At 35.3% G+C, this 22,671-nt stretch carries 20 protein-coding genes, 1 other RNA gene and 1 other annotated feature; of the genes, 4 read left to right on the top strand and 17 right to left on the bottom strand.

Features of this window, described 5'->3' with window-relative positions; translation table 11 throughout:
* Positions 1-17: 17 nt before the first annotated feature.
* The gene (locus H9L01_RS03005) at positions 18-800 is read right to left on the bottom strand and encodes an NAD kinase (RefSeq protein ID WP_187534551.1); all 783 of its coding nucleotides are present in this window, start codon (positions 798-800) and stop codon (positions 18-20) included.
* A 41-nt stretch (positions 801-841) separates the two neighbouring features.
* Between H9L01_RS03005 and H9L01_RS03000 the strand changes: the two genes are divergently transcribed.
* Positions 842-1,384, top strand: coding sequence for a CYTH domain-containing protein (locus tag H9L01_RS03000; RefSeq protein ID WP_187534550.1), 543 nt, complete (start codon positions 842-844; stop codon positions 1,382-1,384).
* Here H9L01_RS03000 and H9L01_RS02995 read toward each other — a convergent pair.
* Genes H9L01_RS02995 through dnaX form a run of 3 tightly spaced genes read right to left on the bottom strand, consistent with a single transcriptional unit; the run spans position 1,350 to position 4,672 of the window.
* On the bottom strand, positions 1,350-2,213 hold the full coding sequence (locus tag H9L01_RS02995; RefSeq protein WP_187534549.1) for a hypothetical protein: 864 nt from the start codon (positions 2,211-2,213) through the stop codon (positions 1,350-1,352). The genes H9L01_RS03000 and H9L01_RS02995 overlap by 35 nt on opposite strands.
* 9 nt (positions 2,214-2,222) lie before the next feature.
* Positions 2,223-2,810: a recombination mediator RecR gene (recR, locus tag H9L01_RS02990; RefSeq protein WP_187534548.1), complete on the bottom strand. Its 588-nt coding sequence runs from the start codon at positions 2,808-2,810 to the stop codon at positions 2,223-2,225.
* A gap of 11 nt (positions 2,811-2,821) precedes the next feature.
* Positions 2,822-4,672: a DNA polymerase III subunit gamma/tau gene (gene dnaX, locus H9L01_RS02985; protein ID WP_187534547.1), complete on the bottom strand. Its 1,851-nt coding sequence runs from the start codon at positions 4,670-4,672 to the stop codon at positions 2,822-2,824.
* Between the two features lie 75 nt (positions 4,673-4,747).
* Between dnaX and H9L01_RS02980 the strand changes: the two genes are divergently transcribed.
* Positions 4,748-5,368 (top strand): sortase, encoded by a 621-nt coding sequence (locus H9L01_RS02980; protein ID WP_187534546.1) that lies wholly within the window; start codon positions 4,748-4,750, stop codon positions 5,366-5,368.
* A 16-nt stretch (positions 5,369-5,384) separates the two neighbouring features.
* Here the strand turns inward: H9L01_RS02980 and H9L01_RS10925 are convergent, their stop codons facing one another.
* Both H9L01_RS10925 and ffs read right to left on the bottom strand, forming a co-directional pair.
* Complete coding sequence (locus H9L01_RS10925) at positions 5,385-6,284, bottom strand: GNAT family N-acetyltransferase (RefSeq protein WP_187534545.1); 900 nt, start codon at positions 6,282-6,284, stop codon at positions 5,385-5,387.
* Positions 6,285-6,312: 28 nt separating this feature from the next.
* Positions 6,313-6,400: signal recognition particle sRNA small type (gene ffs / locus H9L01_RS02970), an RNA gene on the bottom strand.
* 76 nt (positions 6,401-6,476) lie between these two features.
* Here ffs and H9L01_RS02965 point away from each other — a divergent pair.
* Positions 6,477-7,268: an HAD family hydrolase gene (locus tag H9L01_RS02965; RefSeq protein WP_187534544.1), complete on the top strand. Its 792-nt coding sequence runs from the start codon at positions 6,477-6,479 to the stop codon at positions 7,266-7,268.
* 19 nt (positions 7,269-7,287) lie between these two features.
* Here H9L01_RS02965 and serS read toward each other — a convergent pair whose 3' ends face one another.
* A complete protein-coding gene (gene serS / locus H9L01_RS02960) occupies positions 7,288-8,574 on the bottom strand; it encodes a serine--tRNA ligase (RefSeq protein ID WP_187534543.1) in 1,287 nt (428 codons plus the stop codon).
* Between the two features lie 32 nt (positions 8,575-8,606).
* Positions 8,607-8,791 (bottom strand) — a binding site (T-box leader).
* Between the two features lie 135 nt (positions 8,792-8,926).
* On the opposite strand from serS, the gene H9L01_RS02955 reads away from it, so the two are divergent.
* The gene (locus H9L01_RS02955; protein WP_187533310.1) at positions 8,927-10,324 is read left to right on the top strand and encodes a UPF0236 family transposase-like protein; all 1,398 of its coding nucleotides are present in this window, start codon (positions 8,927-8,929) and stop codon (positions 10,322-10,324) included.
* Between the two features lie 55 nt (positions 10,325-10,379).
* Here the strand turns inward: H9L01_RS02955 and H9L01_RS02950 are convergent, their stop codons facing one another.
* The 10 genes from H9L01_RS02950 to dnaA form a co-directional block, all read right to left on the bottom strand.
* Positions 10,380-11,384, bottom strand: a complete 1,005-nt coding sequence (locus H9L01_RS02950; RefSeq protein ID WP_187534542.1) for a MerR family transcriptional regulator — start codon at positions 11,382-11,384, stop codon at positions 10,380-10,382.
* Between the two features lie 93 nt (positions 11,385-11,477).
* A complete protein-coding gene (locus H9L01_RS02945) occupies positions 11,478-12,056 on the bottom strand; it encodes a class I SAM-dependent methyltransferase (protein ID WP_187534541.1) in 579 nt (192 codons plus the stop codon).
* A 66-nt stretch (positions 12,057-12,122) separates the two neighbouring features.
* Positions 12,123-13,307, bottom strand: a complete 1,185-nt coding sequence (locus H9L01_RS02940) for a DUF438 domain-containing protein (RefSeq protein ID WP_187534540.1) — start codon at positions 13,305-13,307, stop codon at positions 12,123-12,125.
* Positions 13,297-13,527, bottom strand: coding sequence for a DUF1858 domain-containing protein (locus H9L01_RS02935; RefSeq protein ID WP_187534539.1), 231 nt, complete (start codon positions 13,525-13,527; stop codon positions 13,297-13,299). Before H9L01_RS02935 ends, H9L01_RS02940 begins: the two co-directional genes overlap by 11 nt.
* Positions 13,528-13,880: 353 nt before the next feature.
* Positions 13,881-16,331 carry a DNA gyrase subunit A gene (gyrA, locus tag H9L01_RS02930; protein WP_187534538.1) on the bottom strand — a complete coding sequence of 817 codons (2,451 nt, stop codon included), beginning with the start codon at positions 16,329-16,331 and terminating at the stop codon, positions 13,881-13,883.
* Positions 16,332-16,340: 9 nt separating this feature from the next.
* Positions 16,341-18,266 carry a DNA topoisomerase (ATP-hydrolyzing) subunit B gene (gene gyrB, locus H9L01_RS02925; protein WP_187534537.1) on the bottom strand — a complete coding sequence of 642 codons (1,926 nt, stop codon included), beginning with the start codon at positions 18,264-18,266 and terminating at the stop codon, positions 16,341-16,343.
* The gene (recF, locus tag H9L01_RS02920; protein WP_187534536.1) at positions 18,256-19,356 is read right to left on the bottom strand and encodes a DNA replication/repair protein RecF; all 1,101 of its coding nucleotides are present in this window, start codon (positions 19,354-19,356) and stop codon (positions 18,256-18,258) included. The genes gyrB and recF overlap by 11 nt, the downstream gene beginning before the upstream one ends.
* Before the next feature lies 1 nt (position 19,357).
* Positions 19,358-19,564 carry an RNA-binding S4 domain-containing protein gene (locus H9L01_RS02915; protein WP_187534535.1) on the bottom strand — a complete coding sequence of 69 codons (207 nt, stop codon included), beginning with the start codon at positions 19,562-19,564 and terminating at the stop codon, positions 19,358-19,360.
* Positions 19,565-19,675: 111 nt separating this feature from the next.
* Complete coding sequence (gene dnaN / locus H9L01_RS02910) at positions 19,676-20,794, bottom strand: DNA polymerase III subunit beta (protein WP_187534534.1); 1,119 nt, start codon at positions 20,792-20,794, stop codon at positions 19,676-19,678.
* A gap of 250 nt (positions 20,795-21,044) precedes the next feature.
* On the bottom strand, positions 21,045-22,412 hold the full coding sequence (dnaA, locus tag H9L01_RS02905; RefSeq protein WP_187534533.1) for a chromosomal replication initiator protein DnaA: 1,368 nt from the start codon (positions 22,410-22,412) through the stop codon (positions 21,045-21,047).
* Positions 22,413-22,671: the final 259 nt, after the last annotated feature.

The raw sequence follows: 22,671 nt of genomic DNA, 5'->3' as shown, positions 1-22,671 counted from the left end.
GCCGTGGCATCTTTTTTTTAAAATAGTGCATTAAGTCTTTGAATATGAGGCACTGCCTTATATCTAGCGAATCTCATTGGTAAAGGATAACTCGATATTTTAATTTCATGAATTCCATCTAAATGCATATGAAGATGATCATAACAAAGGAGTGCATGGTCAAACGATTCATGTTTCAAGACAATTTCGGATTCGGGATTCATAATCAAGGGTGAGCCCATGCTTCGAGCATGTCGGTGATGAATTCCCGATATTTCAGAGAGTTGCAGCAAATCAAGTCCTGGGAAAATGACAGCCCCACCAATAGAACGGTTGTATGCTGTTGAACCATATTGACCAGAGATGCAAACGCCGTTTCCTCTAAACGTTTCAAAATATACACCATCAAGATAAATATCCATCTCCTGAGTCTTTACGATATTTTCTACCCGAATTTCATTCAAAGCAATTATTTTACTTTCTTGAACTGAATTGATACAAACTGCTTCCAAAAGCCTTTTCTCTTCAATTTCAAAAGGTCCTCGTAAACAATCTTGAATAAAATCATCAACTTCATCAGCAACATAGTCCGTAGAAAAGCCTAAGGTTCCTGTATGAATTCCAACAAACGCAACACGATCGATTTTATGAATCCAATCATGCAATGCTTTTAGTAATGTTCCGTCCCCTCCGACACTAATTACTAAGTCAGGATCAACGGGATCGTATATCTTACCGTTAGAAGTTAATGATTCCCGAATATATTCACAGACACGCTTCGATTCATCATCACCACGGTTAACTAAAGTAAATCGTTTCATCGCCACTTCCCTTTCTTCTTAACTTATTGTAACATAGTTATATGAAACAAAATATTGAAATTGAATACAAAACAATGCTAGATGAGTCCCTTTATAATTCACTTCGAAAAGCGTTACCTTTCGATCAAGGTGCATTACAAATTAACACCTATTATGATACTTTAAATCGTGATTTATTCTCGCATTCAATCATGTGTCGTATTCGAGAATACGACAACACATTCGAACTCACCATTAAAATTCCTCAAGAGAAAGGCGTACTAGAACTCGAAAAAATTCTAGAGGATAAAGATCTTAATGATCCTGATATTGAAAGATTTTTACGCGAGTATGATATTGATCCTAGCGATATGCGTGAAGTTGCACTAAGCAAAACAAAAAGACACCTCATGGAAGACCAATACGGTGTCTGGTGTTTAGATAAAACGGAATTTAAGCATCATACTGACTATGAACTGGAGTATGAGCTCTTTGAAGATCACCCTCTCGCATATGATCACTATAAAGAAAAATTACAAAGTTATAATATTGAGTATCACGAATCAAAACCTAAATATATAAGGGCATTAAATTCGAAGATTTAAGATATTTTTCTTGATCATCATGAGAACCTGTATTTCTCATTACGACATATACATTGAACTTGAAATCTTCAAGTTCTTTTTTTATCCATGTTGCAATGCCTAAGATTTCATAATATTGATTCTTGAGTGATGAACATGGAATGTAAATATCACTCTTCATCTCATTATAGCGATAACCAAGGGGGCCAATTTTTTGGATATCTTCAATGTTATTTAGTAACATTTCTTGTTGATATGTCCAATCAATATTGATTTTAGAAAGCACGTTCCTAATTTTTTGTTCCTGAATATCCTCGTAGATTAGATTGATTTCAATGTTTTGATTCATTAATGCAAACCATGAATCAATACCAATTCTATCTGATTTTTCTAAAAATTCTTGTGCTACATTATTTCGTAGATAAGTAAACGATTCAAGATTTCTGGTAAGTTCAAAATCTACTTCACTTAAGTAGATGGGTCCTTTGAAGAATACAACGTGATCTAGTTCAATTGACTGAATTTGCTTTGGAATAACATTATCTTTACTAATATTCAAAATGGCCTCTTTATAGAGTTGATATGATTGGTAACCATTCATCTCTTCGTATTCAGTCCAAGTACGTTTTACACTCATAGTTCTAATTTTACGTGCTCGTCCATAACCAATAATACCCTTTTCTTTGGTTTGGGGATGAACATGTCTTTTATCAATAAAGAAGAGGAGGTCTCCATCACCAAATCGTTCAAATTTTTTGATACTCAAACGCCAGAAATTAATATGACGATTGCCACAACTTCGGTGATATTCAAGCATTTTTTCATCTGATATATACGCGATTGAGCTCATAATTTCCTCCTATAATTTATTTCTTCCTTCAAATGCTTTCATTAATGTCATGTCATCAGCATAATCAAGATGACCACCGATAGGGAGACCAAAAGCAAGACGCGTTACCGTTGTCTTGTTTTCGAGTTTTTTTGCCAAGTAAAGGGAAGTCATTTCTCCTTCGACAGTAGCGTTTAAACCTAGGATTACTTCAGTAACCGATTCATCAATTCGATTGATGAGATTATCAATATTCAAATCGTCAGGTAGAATGCCTTTTTGTGTGGAAATCAATCCATCTAATACATGATAAACACCGTGAAATTGATTCATTTTCTCGATTGCCATCACTTCACGTGCACTTGCTACGACACAGATGATTGATTTATCACGAGTGCCATCCTCACATATCGAACACAGATCATGTTCAGTAAAATTATGACATACATGACAAGGTTTGATTTTTTCGTGAGCATCAACCATTGATTTAGAAAATTCATCCACTTTTTCAACATTTTGCTCCAACATATGCAAAGCATATCTCTCTGCAGTCTTTTGCCCGACCCCAGGAAGCATTTTAAAGCTCTCTATTAACTTTTCTAACGAACTTGGATACATTTCCTACACCTCTATTCAATTATGTTTAAACGCTCTCCAAAGAGGTCATTTAATTTATCTATTTTGTCATCTTTTGTCTGTTCAACTGACATTTCTTGAGATACTACTTTGAAGCAAGAAGTATCAAACGGTTCTGGTAAGTTTCCTGATTGTGATAGAGAAACAAAAGATTCGACCGCATCCTTGAATGAATCAGGTTGCGTTGCAAGAATTCGCTTTTCTTTCCCAAAAATCACTTTTGAAAAATTATTTAATTCTTCAAGGTTCCGTTCCTCTGAAATCTCATTGACTTCAATTTCATGATTCATCATAACGAGAACATAATCATGGCTACTAAGTGCAATTTTTCCACCACCTAAAAGACGTGCACATTTAGCCCACGTTAAGTGGGTGCGATATTCATCCAACTTTGTGAATTTTTTCTCATCTTCAAATCGTAGTTCTTTGTCTGCACCTACCATTAACCGAACAAGATCCATCGTATCGTTAATTATCTTGGTATTCGTAGTTTCATATCCATGTGTTGGATTTAGAGCTTCTACTTCTTCTTCAAAGAATTCTTCGAGATCTTCTTCGAATTCTTCGGATAACAGTTCTTCTTCTACTTCATGATTTTCTTCTACTGCTTCAATTCTAGGTTCCTCTTGAACTTCAACAGCTGGCTCACTTGGTTCTGCTTTAATTGTTGGTTCATTGTATTCAGTTTCTACAACTATTTCTTTCACAATTTCAGGTTTAATTTCGTGAACGATTGGTTCTTGTCTTACAGAATCTCGGATTACTTCAGGATTATAGAGATTAAATAAATCAATCAGTGCCACCTCAAAGTATATTTCGGGATTTTGTGAGTAGCGCATCTTATCTGCATACTCCAATAACTTTGTAATCATTTTAAAACGATAATCCATTCTGAATGATGATACCAAGAATTTAATAAAATCCAGATCAAACTCCATATCACCGGTTGCACCTGTCTTCTCATAAACAATACTATCCTTCAATGAGCGAACAAAGTCGGTAAGGACACGATCATGTTGAACAGACTTCTTTTGAATCACTTCAATTTCTTGAACCAACTGTTTCATATCTTTTGTACTAATAGCATCAAATAATTTAATTTTTCCATCAACAGTTAACATACTGTTTGATTCATAAATTTCACTTACTGTAATTCGATCATCCGCAAGGATAATCGCTTTTTCTAAGATTGTGAGAGCATTACGAAGTCCTCCCCCAGATAGGGAAGCAATAAGTGCTGTTGCTCCTGGTTCAGCTTCTACATTTTCTTGTTGGAGTACATAATCCAATCGTTCTTCAATTTGACGATCTGGAATTCTCATAAAGTCGAATCGCTGGCAACGTGAAATAATCGTTGGAATAACTTTATGAATTTCAGTTGTTGCGAGAATAAATACAACATGACTTGGTGGTTCTTCTAGAGTCTTCAAGAGTGCATTAAAAGCACCTTGAGATAGCATATGAACCTCATCAATAATATAAACTTTATACTTACCTAAAATTGGTGTAAACTTCACACGGTCAATAACACTTCGTATTTCATCAACTCCGTTATTACTTGCTGCATCAATTTCTATGAGGTCAGGATGATTACCCTCTTGGCTTGCAAGACAGTTCGGACATTTGCCACAGGCAAATTGTCCTTGTTCTTCACAATTAATGGCATTGGCAAAGACTTTCGCAATCGATGTCTTTCCAGTACCTCTCGGACCGCAAAAGAGGTATGCATGTGATACCTTGTCTTTTATGATTGAATTTCTAAGAATATTTAAGATATGTTCTTGTCCTACAACTTCATCCATTGTAGCAGGACGATACTTTCTATATAACGATTGATATGCCATTTTCATCACCTTTCTAACATTATATCATAGGTCGGTTCTATTGTATTCCAACAATTATTATCCTATAATTAATCTATGGAAAACAATAAGAAAAAGAAAAGAAAAGTGAGCTTCCTTGGAGTTCTAGGCGTAATCATGATTGTCGCTGGGTTAACACTCATCGGCAAGGATTTTGTCGTGAACTATATTGAACGAGAACAACAAAAACGTGATCTTCAAAACTTCATGAACGCACCACAACTTAGTGATGACGAAGAATTACCTGAAGAAGCAACCACTGGAACTGTTTGGGGTACTATCGAGATTGAGAAATTAGATGTGAATCATCTCATTATGAAATCAGATGATTGGTCTTATCTTAATCGTTATGTTGTAGCCTGGGAACGTTCTGTTGAACCACCATTGGAAGGAAACTTCTCAATAGCTGGTCATAATGGACGTTGTGCAAGCTGTGTCTTTAGAAACTTCGATAAACTTGAAAATGGTGACGAAGTTAAAATCAGTAACAAAGAGAACACATTCGTATATAAGATTTATAATATTGATGACCACGTTCACTATACTGATACTTCCGTACTCGAAGATACTCCTGGTAAAACAACATTAACACTCGTAACCTGTACCGAACAATCCACTGTCAATCCTTGGCGAACGATTGTGAAAGCAGAACTGGTCGAAGTTATACCACTCACTTAAACATTAAAGGGACTCACTAGAGCCCCTTTTCTTTTAGACTTTTCTTCATATACTGGTGTTCGATATTAGCTTCTTCATAAACATCACCATAAGCTTCATATCCATTTCTAAGATAGAATTTCATACTTCTACATTGTGCACCTAAATATATTTCTTCAATGCCATTGTTTAGTGCTTGTTTCTCTACATAGTTAAGCATCTTCGTGCCAATATCAAGACCTCTATGTGTTGATAATACTGCTACACGACCCACTTTGTAACGTTTTCCTTCTTTGAAGTAACGTAAGGTTCCTACAGCAGATCCTTGATATACCGCAATGACATGTTTAACTTCTTCCGAATCAATGACATCGTATTGATCAACCTCTATAGAGATATCTACATGTTGTTCTTGTACAAACACTTTTTTTCTGATATCCAAACATTGTTGGAGTTGTTCTTGCGTCGTAACTCTTTTTACTTGAACTGTATCTTGGCGTTTTTCTTTAAAGTAATCTTGAATGATTTCTTGGCACGCTTCTTGGAGAATGCCTCCTTCAATTTCTGGATAGTGTGTAAATCCTTGAATCTCTCGAAAATCAGCAACAGATCCAAAACACCCACTCTTAGGTTCCTGCGCACCAAAATATATTTTCCGTATTCTTGACTGCAGTAAAGCACCCGCACACATTGGACAGGGTTCTAAAGTGACATAAAGATCGCATTCCGATAAATTCCAACTACCAATAACTTCTGCTGCTTTATCTATTGCGATAATTTCAGCGTGAGCACTTGGTTTCTTCAAGGTTTCTCTCATATTGTGTGCTCGTGAAATGATGACACCATCTTTGACGACAACAGCACCCACCGGTACTTCATCAAGATTGTATGCTTTCTTTGCCTCTTCGATTGCTTCTTTCATAAATACATTTTTCATGAGGATCTCTCCTTTTACTTTTGGATATAAAAAAGCCACTACACACACTAGAGCTAAATTAAGGCTGCTGTATTCCTACCCTGACCTGGTTCATTAGATAATGTTGTAGTAGCAAGTATTATTATAACAGATATAAGGTATAAATCAATGTTTCACGTGAAACATTATGCTATAATTTTGTCGGAGGTACTTATGATTAAATTAATTGCAACAGACATGGATCATACTCTACTTAAGAGTGATTCTACTCTACCAAATTCATTCGAAGAAACCGTCTCTAGAGTCTTCGATGAGAACATTCAGTTCGTACTCGCTAGTGGTAGAACCCTATTTAGTATTAAGAAAAAAGTACAAGACATTAACTTACCATTTTCATTCATTTCAGATAATGGTGCCATTATCGAACACAACAATGAAATCATTCACTTTGATTCAATATCAAAAGAAAATCTTGATCGTATAATTTCAGTACTTGAACAAGCAGAACAAAGTTCCGTTGTTCTCTGCGGTATCAATACGTGTTATGTAAAATGCTATTCAGACGAGCACAAAGCAATGCTATATGAATACTACCCTGTTAGTGTCTTCGTTGATGATTTACGTACCGTCGAAGATGATATTGTGAAAGTTACTTTAATGAACCTAACAGATGCCCAACAAATATTTGATGAACAAGCTAATCCAAACCTTGGTAATGATTTTAATACAGTTGTAGCTGGTAAAATTTGGATTGATGTTATGAATCAAGGCATCAATAAAGGTAAAGCATTATCTATACTTAGAGATTCACTGAACGTAGACTCATCCGAAGCCATGGCTTTTGGTGATTATAATAATGATTTGGAAATGTTGAAATCCGTAGACCATTCCTATGCAATGGGTAATGCGGTAGACGTTATCAAAGAAGCGGCATCTCAGGTCATTGGAACGAATGATGAAGAAGCAGTTATCACAATTATTAATGAAAGATTAAATACCAAGTAAAAAGACTCTTACGAGTCTTTTATTTTTGTGGAACAAGTTTTTCTTTGAATCCCATGTAAGGACGAAGTGCTTCTGGAATTAATACTGTACCATCTTCTTGGAGATTGTTCTCAAGGAAAGCAATCAACATACGTGGTGGCGCAACAACTGTATTATTAAGTGTATGAGCAAACATACGGCCTTCTGGGGTATCAATTCTAATTTTTAAGCGGCGTGCTTGTGCATCCGTTAGGTTAGAACAACTTCCAACCTCGAAGTATTTTTCTTGTCGTGGACTCCATGCTTCAACATCAACTGACTTGTGTTTAAGATCTGCAAGATCACCTGAACAGCATTCGATAACACGAACAGGAACATCTAAGCTACGGAAGAAGTCTACTGTATAGTGATATAACTCTTCAAATAGGCGTGTACTATCATCTGGATGACATACGATAACCATTTCTTGTTTCTCAAACTGATGAATACGATAGACACCGCGTTCTTCAATTCCATGTGCACCTACTTCTTTTCGGAAGCATGGTGAATAACTTGTAAGTTTTTGTGGCAATTTTGAACTATCAGTAATTGTATCAATATATTTACCAATCATTGAATGTTCACTCGTACCGATAAGATACAAGTCTTCACCTTCAATCTTATACATCATATTTTCCATTTCTTCAAAACTCATAACGCCAGTAACTACTCTCCCACGAATCATGAATGGTGGAATGACATAATCATAGTCACGATCAATCATAAAATCACGAGCATATGAAGTCATTGCTGAGTGAAGACGCGCAATATCCTTTTGAAGATAGTAGAACCCTGTACCACTCACTTTACGAGCAGCATCCAAGTCAATCCCATCAAATGTTTCCATAATCTCTGTATGATAAGGAACATCAAATCCTTTATCGATAAGTTCACCCTCACGATAAAGTTCAACATTTTCACTGTCATCTTTTCCGATTGGTACATCATCAGCAATTATATTAGGAATTTGCATCATCAAGTTTTGAATTTCCTCAAAAAGTGGTTCTTCACGTTCTTCGATGTTTTCTAACTCAATCGCAAAGTCTTTAACTTTAGCTTTAACGGCTTCAGCTTCTTCGAATTCCTTTTTCCCCATAAGGATTCCAATTTGCTTACTTAAAGCATTTCTTTCTCCACGTAACTCATCTGCACGTGTTTTGATTCCGCGGTATTCAATATCAAGTTCTATAATCTTATCAACCATGGCATACTTTTCAGATTGAAATTTCTTATCCAAGTTTTGTTTGATTAGGTCTGGATTGGTACGAAATAAATTAATATCTAGCATATTCATTCTCCTTTAAATTAAAAAAAACACCTCTAAGGGACGACTTTCGTCGTGGTGCCACCCTACTTCAAATGTTTCACGTGAAACATTTCTTGATACTTATAACGGAGCCACCCGATTCTCTCAAGGGTGGAATTATATCATAATGTAGTGACTCACACCTCCGTCACCTCTCTGAAACATTATTTGATATATTAGTCCCTATCACTGAGTTATATAGATTATATCGTTCTCTTAATACTGTGTCAATCTTAACGGATGAAGGATTGTGTAAAATAGGTGGGGGAATACAAAAAGCGATAACTCGCTTATAATGGTTTTACTACAAACTATTAGAAAGTGAGCTATCGCCATGACTATTTTACCACAATTTGAATTATCCAACACCTTAAAAAATTTATTTGTGTCTATCCAGGAATCAACGAATTACCTTTTAGAACCTACCAATCAAGAATTTACGATCCGTAATTACTCTCAGTTTATTGAACATACTTCAGAATGGCTTCGCATTGCTGCTTGTGACTATCTTGTTCAAAACTTTGAACTTCTTGATTTAAAATTTAAGAATTCCGCACTTCGTAAAAGAGATTACTATGTTCACCAAACACGTGAACGCACCCTTATTACTGTATTTGGAGTCGTGAAGTTTAAACGAACTATCTACAAAGATAAGACTACAGGAAAAACCTTTATCTATGTCGATCGCAAACTAGGTTTACCTAAATATGATCGCTATGACCCATGCGTAAAGTGCATGATTGTGGAGACTTTTGCGAATCAAAATTCAATGATTAAAGTCGGAGAGCAGATTGGTGACAGAATCTTTTCTTCTTTCTCAACGTCTCAGCATCGTGAACATTATCGTATATCAAGACAAACAGTTTATAATACCGTTAAACGTCCCTTGCCGTCACTGTCTGAACTTTGTGAGCCTAAGCCTACACCAAGTCACTTATACATCATGGCCGATGAAAAGTATGTTCATATGCAACGTAATGAATCTCAGTCTGTCATGGTCAAGTCAGCTGTAATTTTTGAAGGTATAAAAGGACCTCAGAAGCGCCGTCAATTGATTAATAAAATGGTTTATTCAGGAACTGAAAGTAATTTCTGGAATAGTGTATATGACCTCTTATCAATCACGTATGATATGGATAAAATCAAGAATATTACCATACTCGGAGATGGTGCTTTATGGATTAAGTCAGGAACTCGTGAATTTTCTCATAGTAGCTTTGCCCTTGATAAGTTTCACTTTAAACAAGCACTTAATCATATCACCACAGATAAACCTACAAAAGAAATCCTCGCCTCCAATATAATTAACGGAAATACTGAAACCTTTAATCAAATCATTCAAACCTTGATAGATGGTACAGAACAATCAAATCGTCAAAAAACAATAGAAGAAAAATGTAATTATATACTACGCAATACTCTTGCGATACAGTACAGCTACAACGGCTTGAAAATAGGTTGTAGTATGGAGTCAGCTATCAGTCATAATCTCGCTTCTATATACTCAAATAGACCTAAGGGATACTGCAAAGAAAATTTAAATGCTTATCTTAATCTAAGAAACTTATTCCTTAACCATATCGATATTAGAAACTTATATTTAGATTCAATAGATCCTAAAAGTATAAAACAAAAAGAAGCCAAATATGACTTCTCGATGTTCGAACAACGAAATGCTTACGATAAATCCTCGAGTTCAAGATGGCTTAAGGCACATATCAGCAGAAATTAAAGAAACCATTATTTTCCCCCACTTATTTGACACTAACCGGATGAAGTGAACCAGCTTAAGCTAAAGTTGCGGGATCAAGCTGTTCTCCGTTTCTTATTTTCGTAAGAATCCCCTTCTTATCCTTAATGTTATCTACTTTTTCAAGAAGAATTGCGGAAATCCATTGAGAATCTTTATTTAATATCATCGGGGAATACATAAAGATATCAGTTCCGTCAGGAAAAAGAAAATTGAAATCTAAAGATACGAGATTCATGGCAATAGAATAACTTGATGGATTCATGTAGCGAATTCTAGGTAGCACCTTTAATTCTTTAATTTCCTCATAAGGGACTGATTTAAACGTATACGTCCCTCTTACTATCTTATTAATAGCGTTCATATTCTTAAATAATCCCTGACTTGTATAGTACTCAATACCGTTTTCTCCAAGCTCTACAAAATTTAATCGTGACGTTTGCATAGGTTTTCCATTAGGAATTAAATCAGATGCCAATAATACATACGCTAAAATAAGGCCACCTAAAATCACCAACGAAAACATTCCAAAAGAAAACTTATCTGTCGCGCCAATATAGCCAAGAGTAAATAGAATCAATATTGGGAATGCTATCGATAAAAAACTTCTTAAAAGATATCCTGATGTTAGTTTTCTACCTAAAGAAGGATTATCAGTGCTTTTCCAATAACTTAAAGGATACTTTTTTGAGTCGATTTCTAATTTATCAATATCAGGAATTAAGGGACTTTCTTTGTTCACAAGATCTTTTAGTTTATCAAAAGTTTGTCTTTGCTCATCCAAGTTCATTTCTAAGTGACTTTTCTGAATTTTCAGTATTTCATTAAAACTAATATCTCCAGAAAGAACTAGGCGAATGTCATCAATAGAAATTCCTAAGTCACGCAAATATTTTATCATTTTAAGTTGATCGATATTAGCTTGAGAGTAATTACGGTAACCATTGTCATCCCGATCTACATCGATTAGTTTTTCATTTTCATAATAGAAGAGTGTTTGTTTCGAGACGCCAATAATTTGTTCTACATCGTTAGTTTTCATACATATTCAACCTCCAAGTAAATCAATCTTACAGTATATAGTGGGTATAATGTAAAGTGTTAAATATAAAAACAGCACAAAATTGTACTGTTTTCATCGTTTTATTATAAATATCTCACTTTTTTTATCAATAGAAGTAAAATGATCAAGAATCATGAAATGACACTCTTCAAAACAGGATATGTATTCTTCCACATCATAATTATTAAATTTCAAAGATTTCATCACGCTTTTTTCGAATTGTGCTTTGAACCAATTGTGGTTTACAATCGGTACAATGGCAATGAAGGTACCTTTTTGTTTTAAGACACGATGTATCGACGTTAGGACATCTTCTAATGGGTTAATGACATGCAACGTACTAATCGTAAAAATCAAATCAAAAGATTCATCAGCAAAAGATAGATTCGTTGCATCTTCTACTTTGAATGTAATATTGTCAGGCTTAATCTTCTTCTCCGCTTCTTTAATCATCATCTCAGAGTAATCGATGCCAATACCTTTAGCGAAATAAGGGGCGAGAGATAAAATCATTTCTCCAGTTGCTGTTCCAATTTCCAAGACCTCAAAATCAGGCATAGAGTATGAACGAATCAAATTTAAAAGTTCTTCATTAATTGAAGAATTTTTATCATAGCTTTTCGCAAATCTGTCCCAGAATGTAGATTTCATAGAGTTTTCCTCGCAATCATGATTAATTCTATTTAATCACGTTATTCATAATAAAGTAAAGATACTTTAGCGAAGTCTTTTTTGACCCTCTATACCTTGGAGTGGTTTAATATCTTGTGTTACTTCCACAGTTCCAAGATAACGTCCAGAAGCATCTCTAACTGCAAGATAGGTTATATAGATAAGTTTAGGACCCATTTCAATCCAGAAACTTTCTTTATCTTTTGCTCCTGATTTTAAATCATTAAGAATGGCTTCAACCATCGCAACAGAACGTGGTGGATGGCAATGCTGTACTTTTCTACCAATTTGAGCTTTAGATCTGAAGAATGTTCTTTCTGATGTCTGGTTGAAATATTTGAAAATATCATCTTTATCAATAAACGTAACATCGAAGGGTAAAACATTCATTACTGCTTCGAGTTCTTCAAACTTCAAACTCCCTACTTCAAAGTGGATTGAGTTTTCTTTAACTCTTAAATCATCTTTAACTTTATCATAAAAACTTTTCCTATAAGGAATCCAGCGTTCATTAGGAGCCACTATACAGTAGCCTATTTCGTGAGAATCCTCGGCAACTTGGAGCCAATCATCTTCAGTCACTTCATCTTGAATCATGGGTAACAAAATCATCTCTTCTTTAAAAATCATATCTTCAATTCGTTTTCGTAGTGCTTCAAAAATGGTTACAATGCCTTCAGTTTGAGTATTAATGATACGATCATGGAATGCATTTAGATCCGCACGAATCTCATCATCAACACCCCACATAACCTTAGGCGGTGCATCATACCCGTGTTTCTCAAGAAGAGGGAAGTAAAGTTCTTCTTTTCTCTTGTAATGTTTATTTAAATCTTGAAGGACGTTACATTGACTTAGGATGTCAACACGCATATCTTTTCCGGCTTCAAAATCTAAAACATTGGGGAACATTTCTTCTAGAAGCTTAGAAAGTGCCTCGTTTTCATTTTTAAGCACTTTGACAGGATGTCCTTCTCGTTCCATTTCTGATGTCACATTATGAATTTCTTCAATCGATCCATCAAAAATATCAGCATGAATATCACACAAACGTTGAATCTCTGCAATGGGCATTCCTTGGTTTACTAATTGTTGTTCCATGGCAATAATTTCTGATGAAGCAACACTTCCGAACTCCTCACGGAAAGTTTCTTTAACTGTTTCTTGATCTTCACCTTCATGGAGACGAAGTATCATATCAGCAAGTTGTTCTACTTTATTACGACTCATGTATTTCTACCTCCATACCTCTTTCATTTAAGAAAACGACGAGTTCTTCTTCAGTTTTATTTATATGTTGAATTGCTTGTTTTAGTTTGATTGTTTTTCCTACTGTGTTGTAGGTTAAATCATTTTTCATGGGTTTAAAACCGAATTCTACGAGTGCATCTCTTAATTCTGGATAATTCACTGTATTCGAGTAAAAAGATTCATTCAAATCAATTTTCATAGTAATACCTCTCTTTATTTAATCCTAGCATTCTTGATTATTAATAAGTATCATTATTGATATGTTTTTACTTATTTATTGAGTTAAATTGATCTAAGACTCTCAATTTACAAAACAATAGTGTAATTAATCATAAAATTCACAAGTTAAATATAGAATGAAACCTTTGCATATTTACAGCCGCTTTAAAGCACGAAAATTCTTTGATGAACATTTACTTATAGTTGGGTATAAAGTTGTTTAAAACGTCTATAAACAACCTTATATGGCAACATGCTCGCTGATTTCAAATAAGAAAAAGTAGGAACAAATTGTTCCTACTTGATTGTTTATTCTTCAGTTGTTTCTATGACTTATTCGCCTTCTTCAGCTTCATTATCATTTTTTAGAATAGCAATGGATGATACTGAATCAGTTTCACCAACATTGATGATACGAACACCGATCGTAGAACGGCCATAGATTCCAATATTATCAACTTCAGTTCGGATAACAATACCCTCACTTGAAATAACAAACAGTTCTTCAGGTCCATCAACAGCACGAAGCGCAACAAGTGCACCATTTTTATCCGTGATATTAACAGTTTTAACACCCTTAGCACCTCGTTTTGTGAGTCGGTACTCTTGGATATCAGTACGTTTACCATATCCCTTTTCAGTAATAGCTAAGATATATTGTCCTTCTCGGTCTGTAGCAACACCCACAACATAACCACCATCAACATCGAATCCTCGAACACCTGATGCGGTACGTCCCATTGGTCTTACTTCATCTTCTTTGAATCGAACAGCCTTACCGTTGTTTCCACCGATGATAATTTCATTTTCACCATCAGTCATACGAACACCAATAAGCTCATCATCTTCACGAAGGCTAATTGCAATCTTACCATTTTGACGAATTGAACTAAATTCATCAATAGCAACACGTTTAACAATACCTAACTTGGTAACAAAGAATAAGAACTTCGATTCTTCATCATCTTGTTTAACACGTACAAGTGTCTTAACTTGTTCACCTTCTTGAAGATCCAAGAGGTTTACAATTGGAATTCCTTTAGAAGTACGGCTTGATCCTGGTACGTTAAAGCCACGAATACGATAAACCTTACCAAGGTTTGTAAAGAGCATGAGAGAATCATGAGTTGACATGACGAGGAATTGATCAACAACATCTTCATCATATGTACTAATTCCTTTAACCCCTTTACCGCCACGGTTTTGAACATTAAAGGAATCAACAGTTGTACGTTTAATATAACCATTCATTGTTAATGTAACCGCAATATCTTCAACAGGAATTAAGTCTTCATCAAGCATGTCGATATCCGCATCAATAATTTCTGAACGGCGATCATCACCAAATTTATCTTTAATTTCTGTGAGTTCTGTTTTAATAATACCTAATAAACGTTCATGATTTGCAAGAATATCTCTCAAATCAATAATTAATGCTTGAAGTTCTTTATACTCATTTTCAATGCGATCACGTTGCAATCCTGTAAGACGACGTAATTGCATATCAAGAATTGCTTTTGCTTGAACTTCTGATAACTCAAATCGTTCGTTAAGTTTTGCACTTGCTTCCGGATCATCTTTAGAAGTTCTAATAATTGAAATAACTTCATCAATATGATCAAGAGCAATAATCAATCCTTCTAAGATATGAGCACGTTCTTCAGCTTTTTTAAGGTCGAATTGTGTACGACGTGTAATAATCTCAATTTGATGATCACGATAATTCTTAAGTACATCGAGAATATTCAACAATTGAGGTTTACCATCAACAAGGGCTAATAAGTTAACCCCAAATGATGATTGAAGTGCAGTAAGACGGTATAGTTGATTTAATACAACTTCCGGTTGGACTTCTTTTTTAAGTTCAATAATAATCTTAATACCATCACGGTTTGACTCATCACGTAAGTCTGTAATACCTTCAACTTCTTTTTCACGAACTAAGTTCGCGATTTTTTCAACTAGGTTGGCTTTATTTACTTGGTACGGAATCTCAGTAACTGTGAGTTGATGTTTACCATTTGGCATCTCTTTTACATCAACTTTAGCTCGCATTACAACAGAACCACGTCCTGTCTCAAATGCAGACTTGATACCGTAACGACCAAGAATATAAGCTCCCGTAGGGAAGTCTGGTCCATAGATGTAGTTTTCCATGAGTTCTTTGATTGTGATGTCTGGATTATCAATTAATGCAATCGTACCATCAATTACTTCGCCAAGATTGTGAGGTGGAATGTTTGTTGCCATACCAACCGCAATCCCAGTACCACCATTCACTAATATATTAGGGAATCGTGATGGCATAACTGATGGTTCGCTTTCCTCACCATCATAGTTATCGACAAAATCAACCGTATTTTTATTGATATCACGAACGAGTTCCATCGATATTTTTGACATACGTGCTTCAGTATAACGCATTGCAGCGGCACCATCACCATCAATTGAACCAAAGTTACCATGACCATCAATAAGCATGTAACGGTATGAGAAATCTTGTGACATACGTACCATTGAGTCGTAAACAGCTGTATCACCATGAGGGTGATACTTACCGATAACTTCCCCAACGATACGTGCAGATTTCTTATAAGGTTTATCACTTGTCATTCCCAAGTCATTCATCGCATAGAGAATACGACGGTGAACTGGTTTAAGTCCATCTCGTACATCTGGAAGTGCACGTGCAACAATAACAGACATCGCATAGGATACGAAGGATTTCTTCATTTCCTCGGCGATATTACGTTGCTTAATTTTATCAAAGTTTGTTTCTTCCATAGTATCCTCCTATATATCTAGATCAGCATATTGTGCGTTATCTTGAATGAATTCACGACGTGGTCCAACTTCATCACCCATTAAGGTTTCAAAAATCATATCTGCTTCCATTGCATCTTCGATATGAACTTGAATCAGAGTACGAGTTTGAGGATCCATTGTGGTTTCCCAAAGTTGTTCTGGGTTCATTTCCCCAAGACCTTTATATCGTTGAACATTGAAACGATCACCAAATTCTGGTTTTAATTCTTCAAGTTCTTCATCTGAGTAAGCATATGCTAATTTATTACCTCGAGAAATTTTATAGAGTGGTGGTTGCGCAATATACACATACCCTCCCTCAATAACAGGTCTTAAGAAACGATAGAAGAATGTAAGAAGTAAGGTTCTAATGTGAGCCCCATCGACGTCAGCATCGGTCATGATGATGATTTTATGATAACGGAGTTTCTCTAAATTCAATTCTTCGCCAATTCCTGTACCAAACGCTGTAAGCATCATTCGAATTTCATTATTTTCGAAAATTCGGTGGAGACGTGCCTTTTCAACGTTAATTACTTTACCTCGCAATGGTAAAATCGCTTGGAATTTACTATCACGGCCTTGTTTTGCAGATCCGCCAGCGGAATCACCCTCAACAAGGTAGATTTCACTTTCAGCTGGATTACGATTTGAACAGTCAGCAAGTTTACCTGGAAGTGATGAAACTTCAAGCGCACCCTTACGACGTGTTAATTCACGTGCCTTCTTAGCTGCTACTCGAGCTTTAGAAGCAACAATAGCCTTTTCAACGATGATTTTCGCATCATCTGGGTTCTCCATTAGGTAACGTTCAAATTGTGCTCCAAATACGCTAGAAACGATTTTACGAACTTCACTGTTACCCAACTTTGTTTTAGTTTGTCCTTCATATTGAGGATCTGGATGTTTTACAGAAATAATGGCAGTCAGTCCTTCACGAACATCATCTCCCACAAATCCTTCATCATCCTTCTTCACAAGATTTTTATCTTTAGCATAATTATTAATAACACGCGTTAAAGCGAGACGGAAACCATCTTCGTGAGTTCCACCTTCTTGCGTATTAATGTTATTACAGAAAGTGTAAATATTAGGAACGAAACCATCATTATACTGCATGGAAACTTCTACCATAATATTATCTTCTTCACCTTCACAATAAACAATTTGTTGATGAATAGGTGTTTTATTTTTATTAACAAATTTAACGTATTCTAGAAGACCATCTTCATACTCAAAGACTTGAGTACGTGTTGCTTCTGGTTCACGTTCATCAATAAAGACAATACGGATTCCCTTATTAAGAAATGCCATTTGACGAAGACGATCTCTTAAGACATCATGAGAAAATTCAGTTGTTTCTTTAAAGATAGTTGCATCAGGTTTAAAGCGAACTTTCGTTCCCTTTTCGTCCGTTTTCCCATTTTCTCTAAGTGGAACTGTAACATTACCACCATTTTCAAACTTCAGATAGTATTCAGTGCCATCAATAGCGATGACAACTTCTAAGAATTCAGAGAGCGCATTAACTACAGAGGCACCAACCCCATGGAGTCCTCCTGAAACCTTATATGCACCACCACCGAATTTACCACCAGCATGTAAAACAGTATAAATTGTTTCTGCTGTTGAGACACCTGTCTTTTCATGAATTCCTACTGGAACCCCACGACCGTTATCTTTAACAGAAACAATATTATCTTTTTCAACCGTAACTACAATCTCTGTTGCAAAACCTGCGAGAGCCTCATCAATACCATTATCAACGATTTCCCAAACTAAATGATGCAACCCACGTGCCGATGTGGAACCGATATACATCCCCGGACGCTTACGAACTGCTTCAAGACCTTCCAATACCTGAATATCATCAGATGTATAAGAATGCTCTACTTTTTTATTACTATTCGTCATGACTAACCTCCTTCATACCATTACCATCTTTGATTCTATAAATGACATGTTTTTTACGCGTTTGTACAAAACTTGTATCCGTCGTCGTAATAAACACTTGCATCGCATCTGGTAATGTATCTAAAACTAATCTTCTTCGAGTCATATCTAACTCAGAAAACAAATCATCCAAACATAAAATTGGATATTCTCCGATTAAATCCTTAACAAGTTCGATAATTGCGAATTTATATGCAAGCATAATCATCCGCTTTTGACCTTGAGAAGCAACTTGCGAAACGACGACATCATTAATCTCAAAAACAAAATCATCACGATGAACTCCAACATGCGTTAACCCAAATTGGCGATCCCTTCGAATTGAATCATTATATTTTTGTTTAAGATACGTTGCATCAAGTGACTCCCCTTTGTTAAATTGCGATTCATAGTTAAGTCGAATCGTATCATCCGATTCACTAAACAATTTATAATATTTCGCAATTAAAGGATTTAAACTTTCACAAAATCGCTTGCGCTGCTCGATAATAGGAATCGAATTAAGAATTAAATTATCAGTGAGAATATCAAGAAAATCCTCATCAACAGAATTTGTTTTCAAATATGAATTTCTCTCGCTGATAATATGATTTACTTTTGATAAGTAATCCAAATAATGACGCGATAACTTTCCCAATTCATAATCAATGTTCTTACGGCGATTCTTAGGTGAGTCAATAAAAAAATTCAAGTCATCGGGAGCAAACAACACAATATTACAATGACCTAAAAACTCAGATGCTTTTTTAAGCGATCTTTGGTTTACAGTCATGTATTTCCCGAATTCACTTAAAACTACTTGTAATTGATTCACTTTATTGTCTTTCAGCACATGAGCATCAATCTTAGAAAATTCAGCGTTTCTCTGAATGAGATGATGATCCTTTGCGGTTCTGAAAGAACGCCCTGAGGCAAGATAGACGAAGGATTCAATAATATTGGTCTTTCCCTGGCCATTATCCCCTACAAAGATAATTAGATTATCATCAAAGCTTAATTTAAGATGAGCTATATTTCTAAAAGTTTTAAGTTCAACAGCGTCAATTCTCATTTTATTCAATAATATGTGAATTGCCATTCACTACAACAACATCACCTGGATACAATTTTCGTCCACGACGGTTATCATCTTCACCGTTTACTTGGATTGAAAATGTATGAATAAGGTGTTTTGCTTCACCACCGGAACTTACATAATCATTCACTTTAAGAAATTGTCCTAAAGTGATATACGGAACTTCTTTTTTCATAGAATCCATCCTTTTCAATACCTTCTTATTATACTACATTTCGGAATAAATTTCACTATTTATCCACAACGAAAGAAACTAAAAAGAAGCACTTGCGAGTGTGCTTCTTGATATTATTTATTAATCAAATGTACGAACTGGTAAAACCAATTGAACGATTGAATCATCTTGTGGATTTTTTAGGATAAATGCCTGCATTTCACCTACGAATAATATCTTCACAATATCCGTTCTGAATGACTTCAATGCTTCAATCATATATCGACCACTGAATGATATCTTGAGGTTACCACCCTTGTAATCAATGGGAGATAATGTCTCCTCTGATGACCCAATCTCTTGTGAATGAGAGCTCACAATCGCTGTGGATGGCGTTAAATCAAGTTTTACAGTCCAGTAACCTTCACTCTTAAGAAATGACGAACGATCAATAGCATTAACCATGTCATGGGCATTCACTGTTAATTCAAAACCATACTCATTAGGAATCAAACGATTGACATCAGGGAAGATACCATCGATGAGACGTGATTGAATTAATGTTTCTTGCACATAAAATTGAACAAGCTTGTCAGAAACAGCCACAGTTACATCTTGATCTTCAGCAATTGATTTCATAACTTCCATCAAATTAGATGCAGGTACTGCAATATTAAAGTTCATGGGTTCTTTTAATTCAATAGTTTTCTTTGCAAGACGATAACTATCCGATGCAACACAATTTAAAGTTGTTCCTTCTGCTTTAAAGTTTACCCCTGTAAGAATTGGACGTTCTTCGCTTGTTGCACAGGCAAAAGCAGTCTGAGAAATAATCTCTGCAAGTTCTTTACCAAGAATATCAAAGGATACTTCAGGTTTTCTAAAATCAATCGCAGGGTATGCATCTGCTTTACTGCCATTAATGTTGTATTCAGCAGAATTCCCACTAATACGTGTTAATGCTCCGTCGATAATTTCGAAACTGATAACTTCATCATCAAGTTTACGAACCGCTTCTAAAATATATCGTGATTCTAATACAACGCTTCCCTCTTCAAATACAGTGAGCTTATTATCTTCTGTAGCATGTAATACTTCTTTAATAGAAATGTTTGAGTCACTAGCAATAAACGTTAATGTATCATTTTCTAAAGTAATATGAATTCCTGAAAGAATTGGTAATGGTGAATGATTTGATGCAGCACGACCAACTGAATACAATGATTTATAAAACGGTTGTTTTTTTATTGTAAATTTCATAGATATAAATTCCTCCAAACAATTATATAAATTATAACACATTCAATCCCATAACAGCCTTGTATAATCTTAAATATTTAAGCATCCAAATGACAAATGAGTTATCAATGAAAAGCATTATTATAGATTAAATAAGTAAATTAATACTATTAGGGGGTGTGGATATGTTGAGAAACTCTTAAGAAGCCACTCACCATTGGATATTTAGCTGAAAAACGGTGTTTAAACATTGGGGATAACTGTTGATAACTTATTTAAACTTCTCCTCAATCTCGAAAATAGCTCGAGCGAGTAATGGATCAGTTTTTATCTTTTTATCAATCTTATCGCAGGCACTTATAATCGTTGAATGGTCTCGCTTCCCAAAATCTTCACCAATCTTATTGTAAGGAAGATCAAGATGTTTACGACATAGGTAGATAGCAATATGTCGCGCATTAGAAATAGCCTTGGTACGAGCCTTGGAAACAAGCTGTGTTTGCGTTAAGCCATAGTAGTCTGCAACAATTCTTTTGATTGTTTTGGTATCCAGTTCATTGGTATAGATTTGTTCACCATTTGTTTTGAATGCATTCATGGCTGTTTCCAGATTAATGTGGTCATTTTGTGAGAATTCAATGGAATAGAAGAGAAGACGATTTAATGCACCTTCCAACATTCTGACATCTTTTGAGAAATTTGATGCGATATAACTGAGAACATCTTCATCAAAGATTGAAGGATCAACAGATTTATTCTTAATTTTCATTTCCAAGATGGCGAGAGAAGTCTCAAACTCTGGAGAATCAACTCCTACCGATAACCCTGATGAGAAGCGGCTAATGAGACGGTCTTCAAGACCTTTAATATCGGTCGGTAGACGATCACTGGTAATGACAATTTGTTTTTTATTATAAATAAGTTCATTAAAGATATGGAAGAAAATCTCATGTGACTTTTCTTTCCCTGCAAGGAATTGAATGTCATCAATAAGAAGGACATCAAGAGCGTACATTTGATCCTTAAAATCTTCAATCGTTCTATTTTGAATACAGGTTGCTACTTTTCTAACAAAATCAGAACTTGAAGTATAGAGTACTTTAGCATCTGGATTCAGTTTCTTAATGTAGTTCCCAATCGCATTCAGTAAGTGAGTTTTACCCAATCCTGAATTACCGTAGATAAAGAGCGGTGTATAGAATTGTCCGGGACGATACGCACATCCTAAGGCAGCAGAGTGACTTTCTTTATTACTTGGCCCAACCACAAAATTATCGAAAGTTTGGTTGGATGCAATCCCATCATTTTGAACTTGACGTGGTGCAACAACGAGTGGAGCCTCCTCTTGGCGAAGTTCTTGAGGTTTCTTAAACTCATTTTCGAGAAGAATTTCACACTGGATGGTCTCTTTATCGAGAGTTTTTTGAATTGTTTCATTGAAGAAGTTAAGTTCTTCGGTAAGAATTACCTTTTGTAGGTAAGTAGGAACTATAATCGTAGCCTTAGTATCTGTTAATAGAGCTAAGGTCGTGTCTTGAATATAAGTATTGAATATTGGCTCATCGAAATAATTACTCTCTTTGATGAGACTTTTTGTTTTGGCCCAAATATCGTCCAAATAAAATTTCATGGTAGTCATAGCAGCTCTCCTTGTATGTACTATAATACCAAAATATAAATCATAAAAAAGTGGTAATTTTCTTCCCCACAGGTTATCCACAACGTATAACCCAAAAAGAGTGCATAAAGAGTATGTTATCAACAGTTTTCCACAATTGTTAACAAAATTCTTAATGTGGATACTTTGGGGATTGTTATAAAATATCAACAGGCATGTGCACAGTGTGACTTCTGTGGAGAAATATAATTTTAAACCACAAGTTAAGAACATAGAAATA

The organism is Erysipelothrix inopinata, from assembly GCF_014396165.1.
In the GTDB taxonomy this organism is placed as follows: domain Bacteria; phylum Bacillota_I; class Bacilli_A; order Erysipelotrichales; family Erysipelotrichaceae; genus Erysipelothrix; species Erysipelothrix inopinata.
This window is presented reverse-complemented; position numbering and strand designations above follow the sequence as displayed.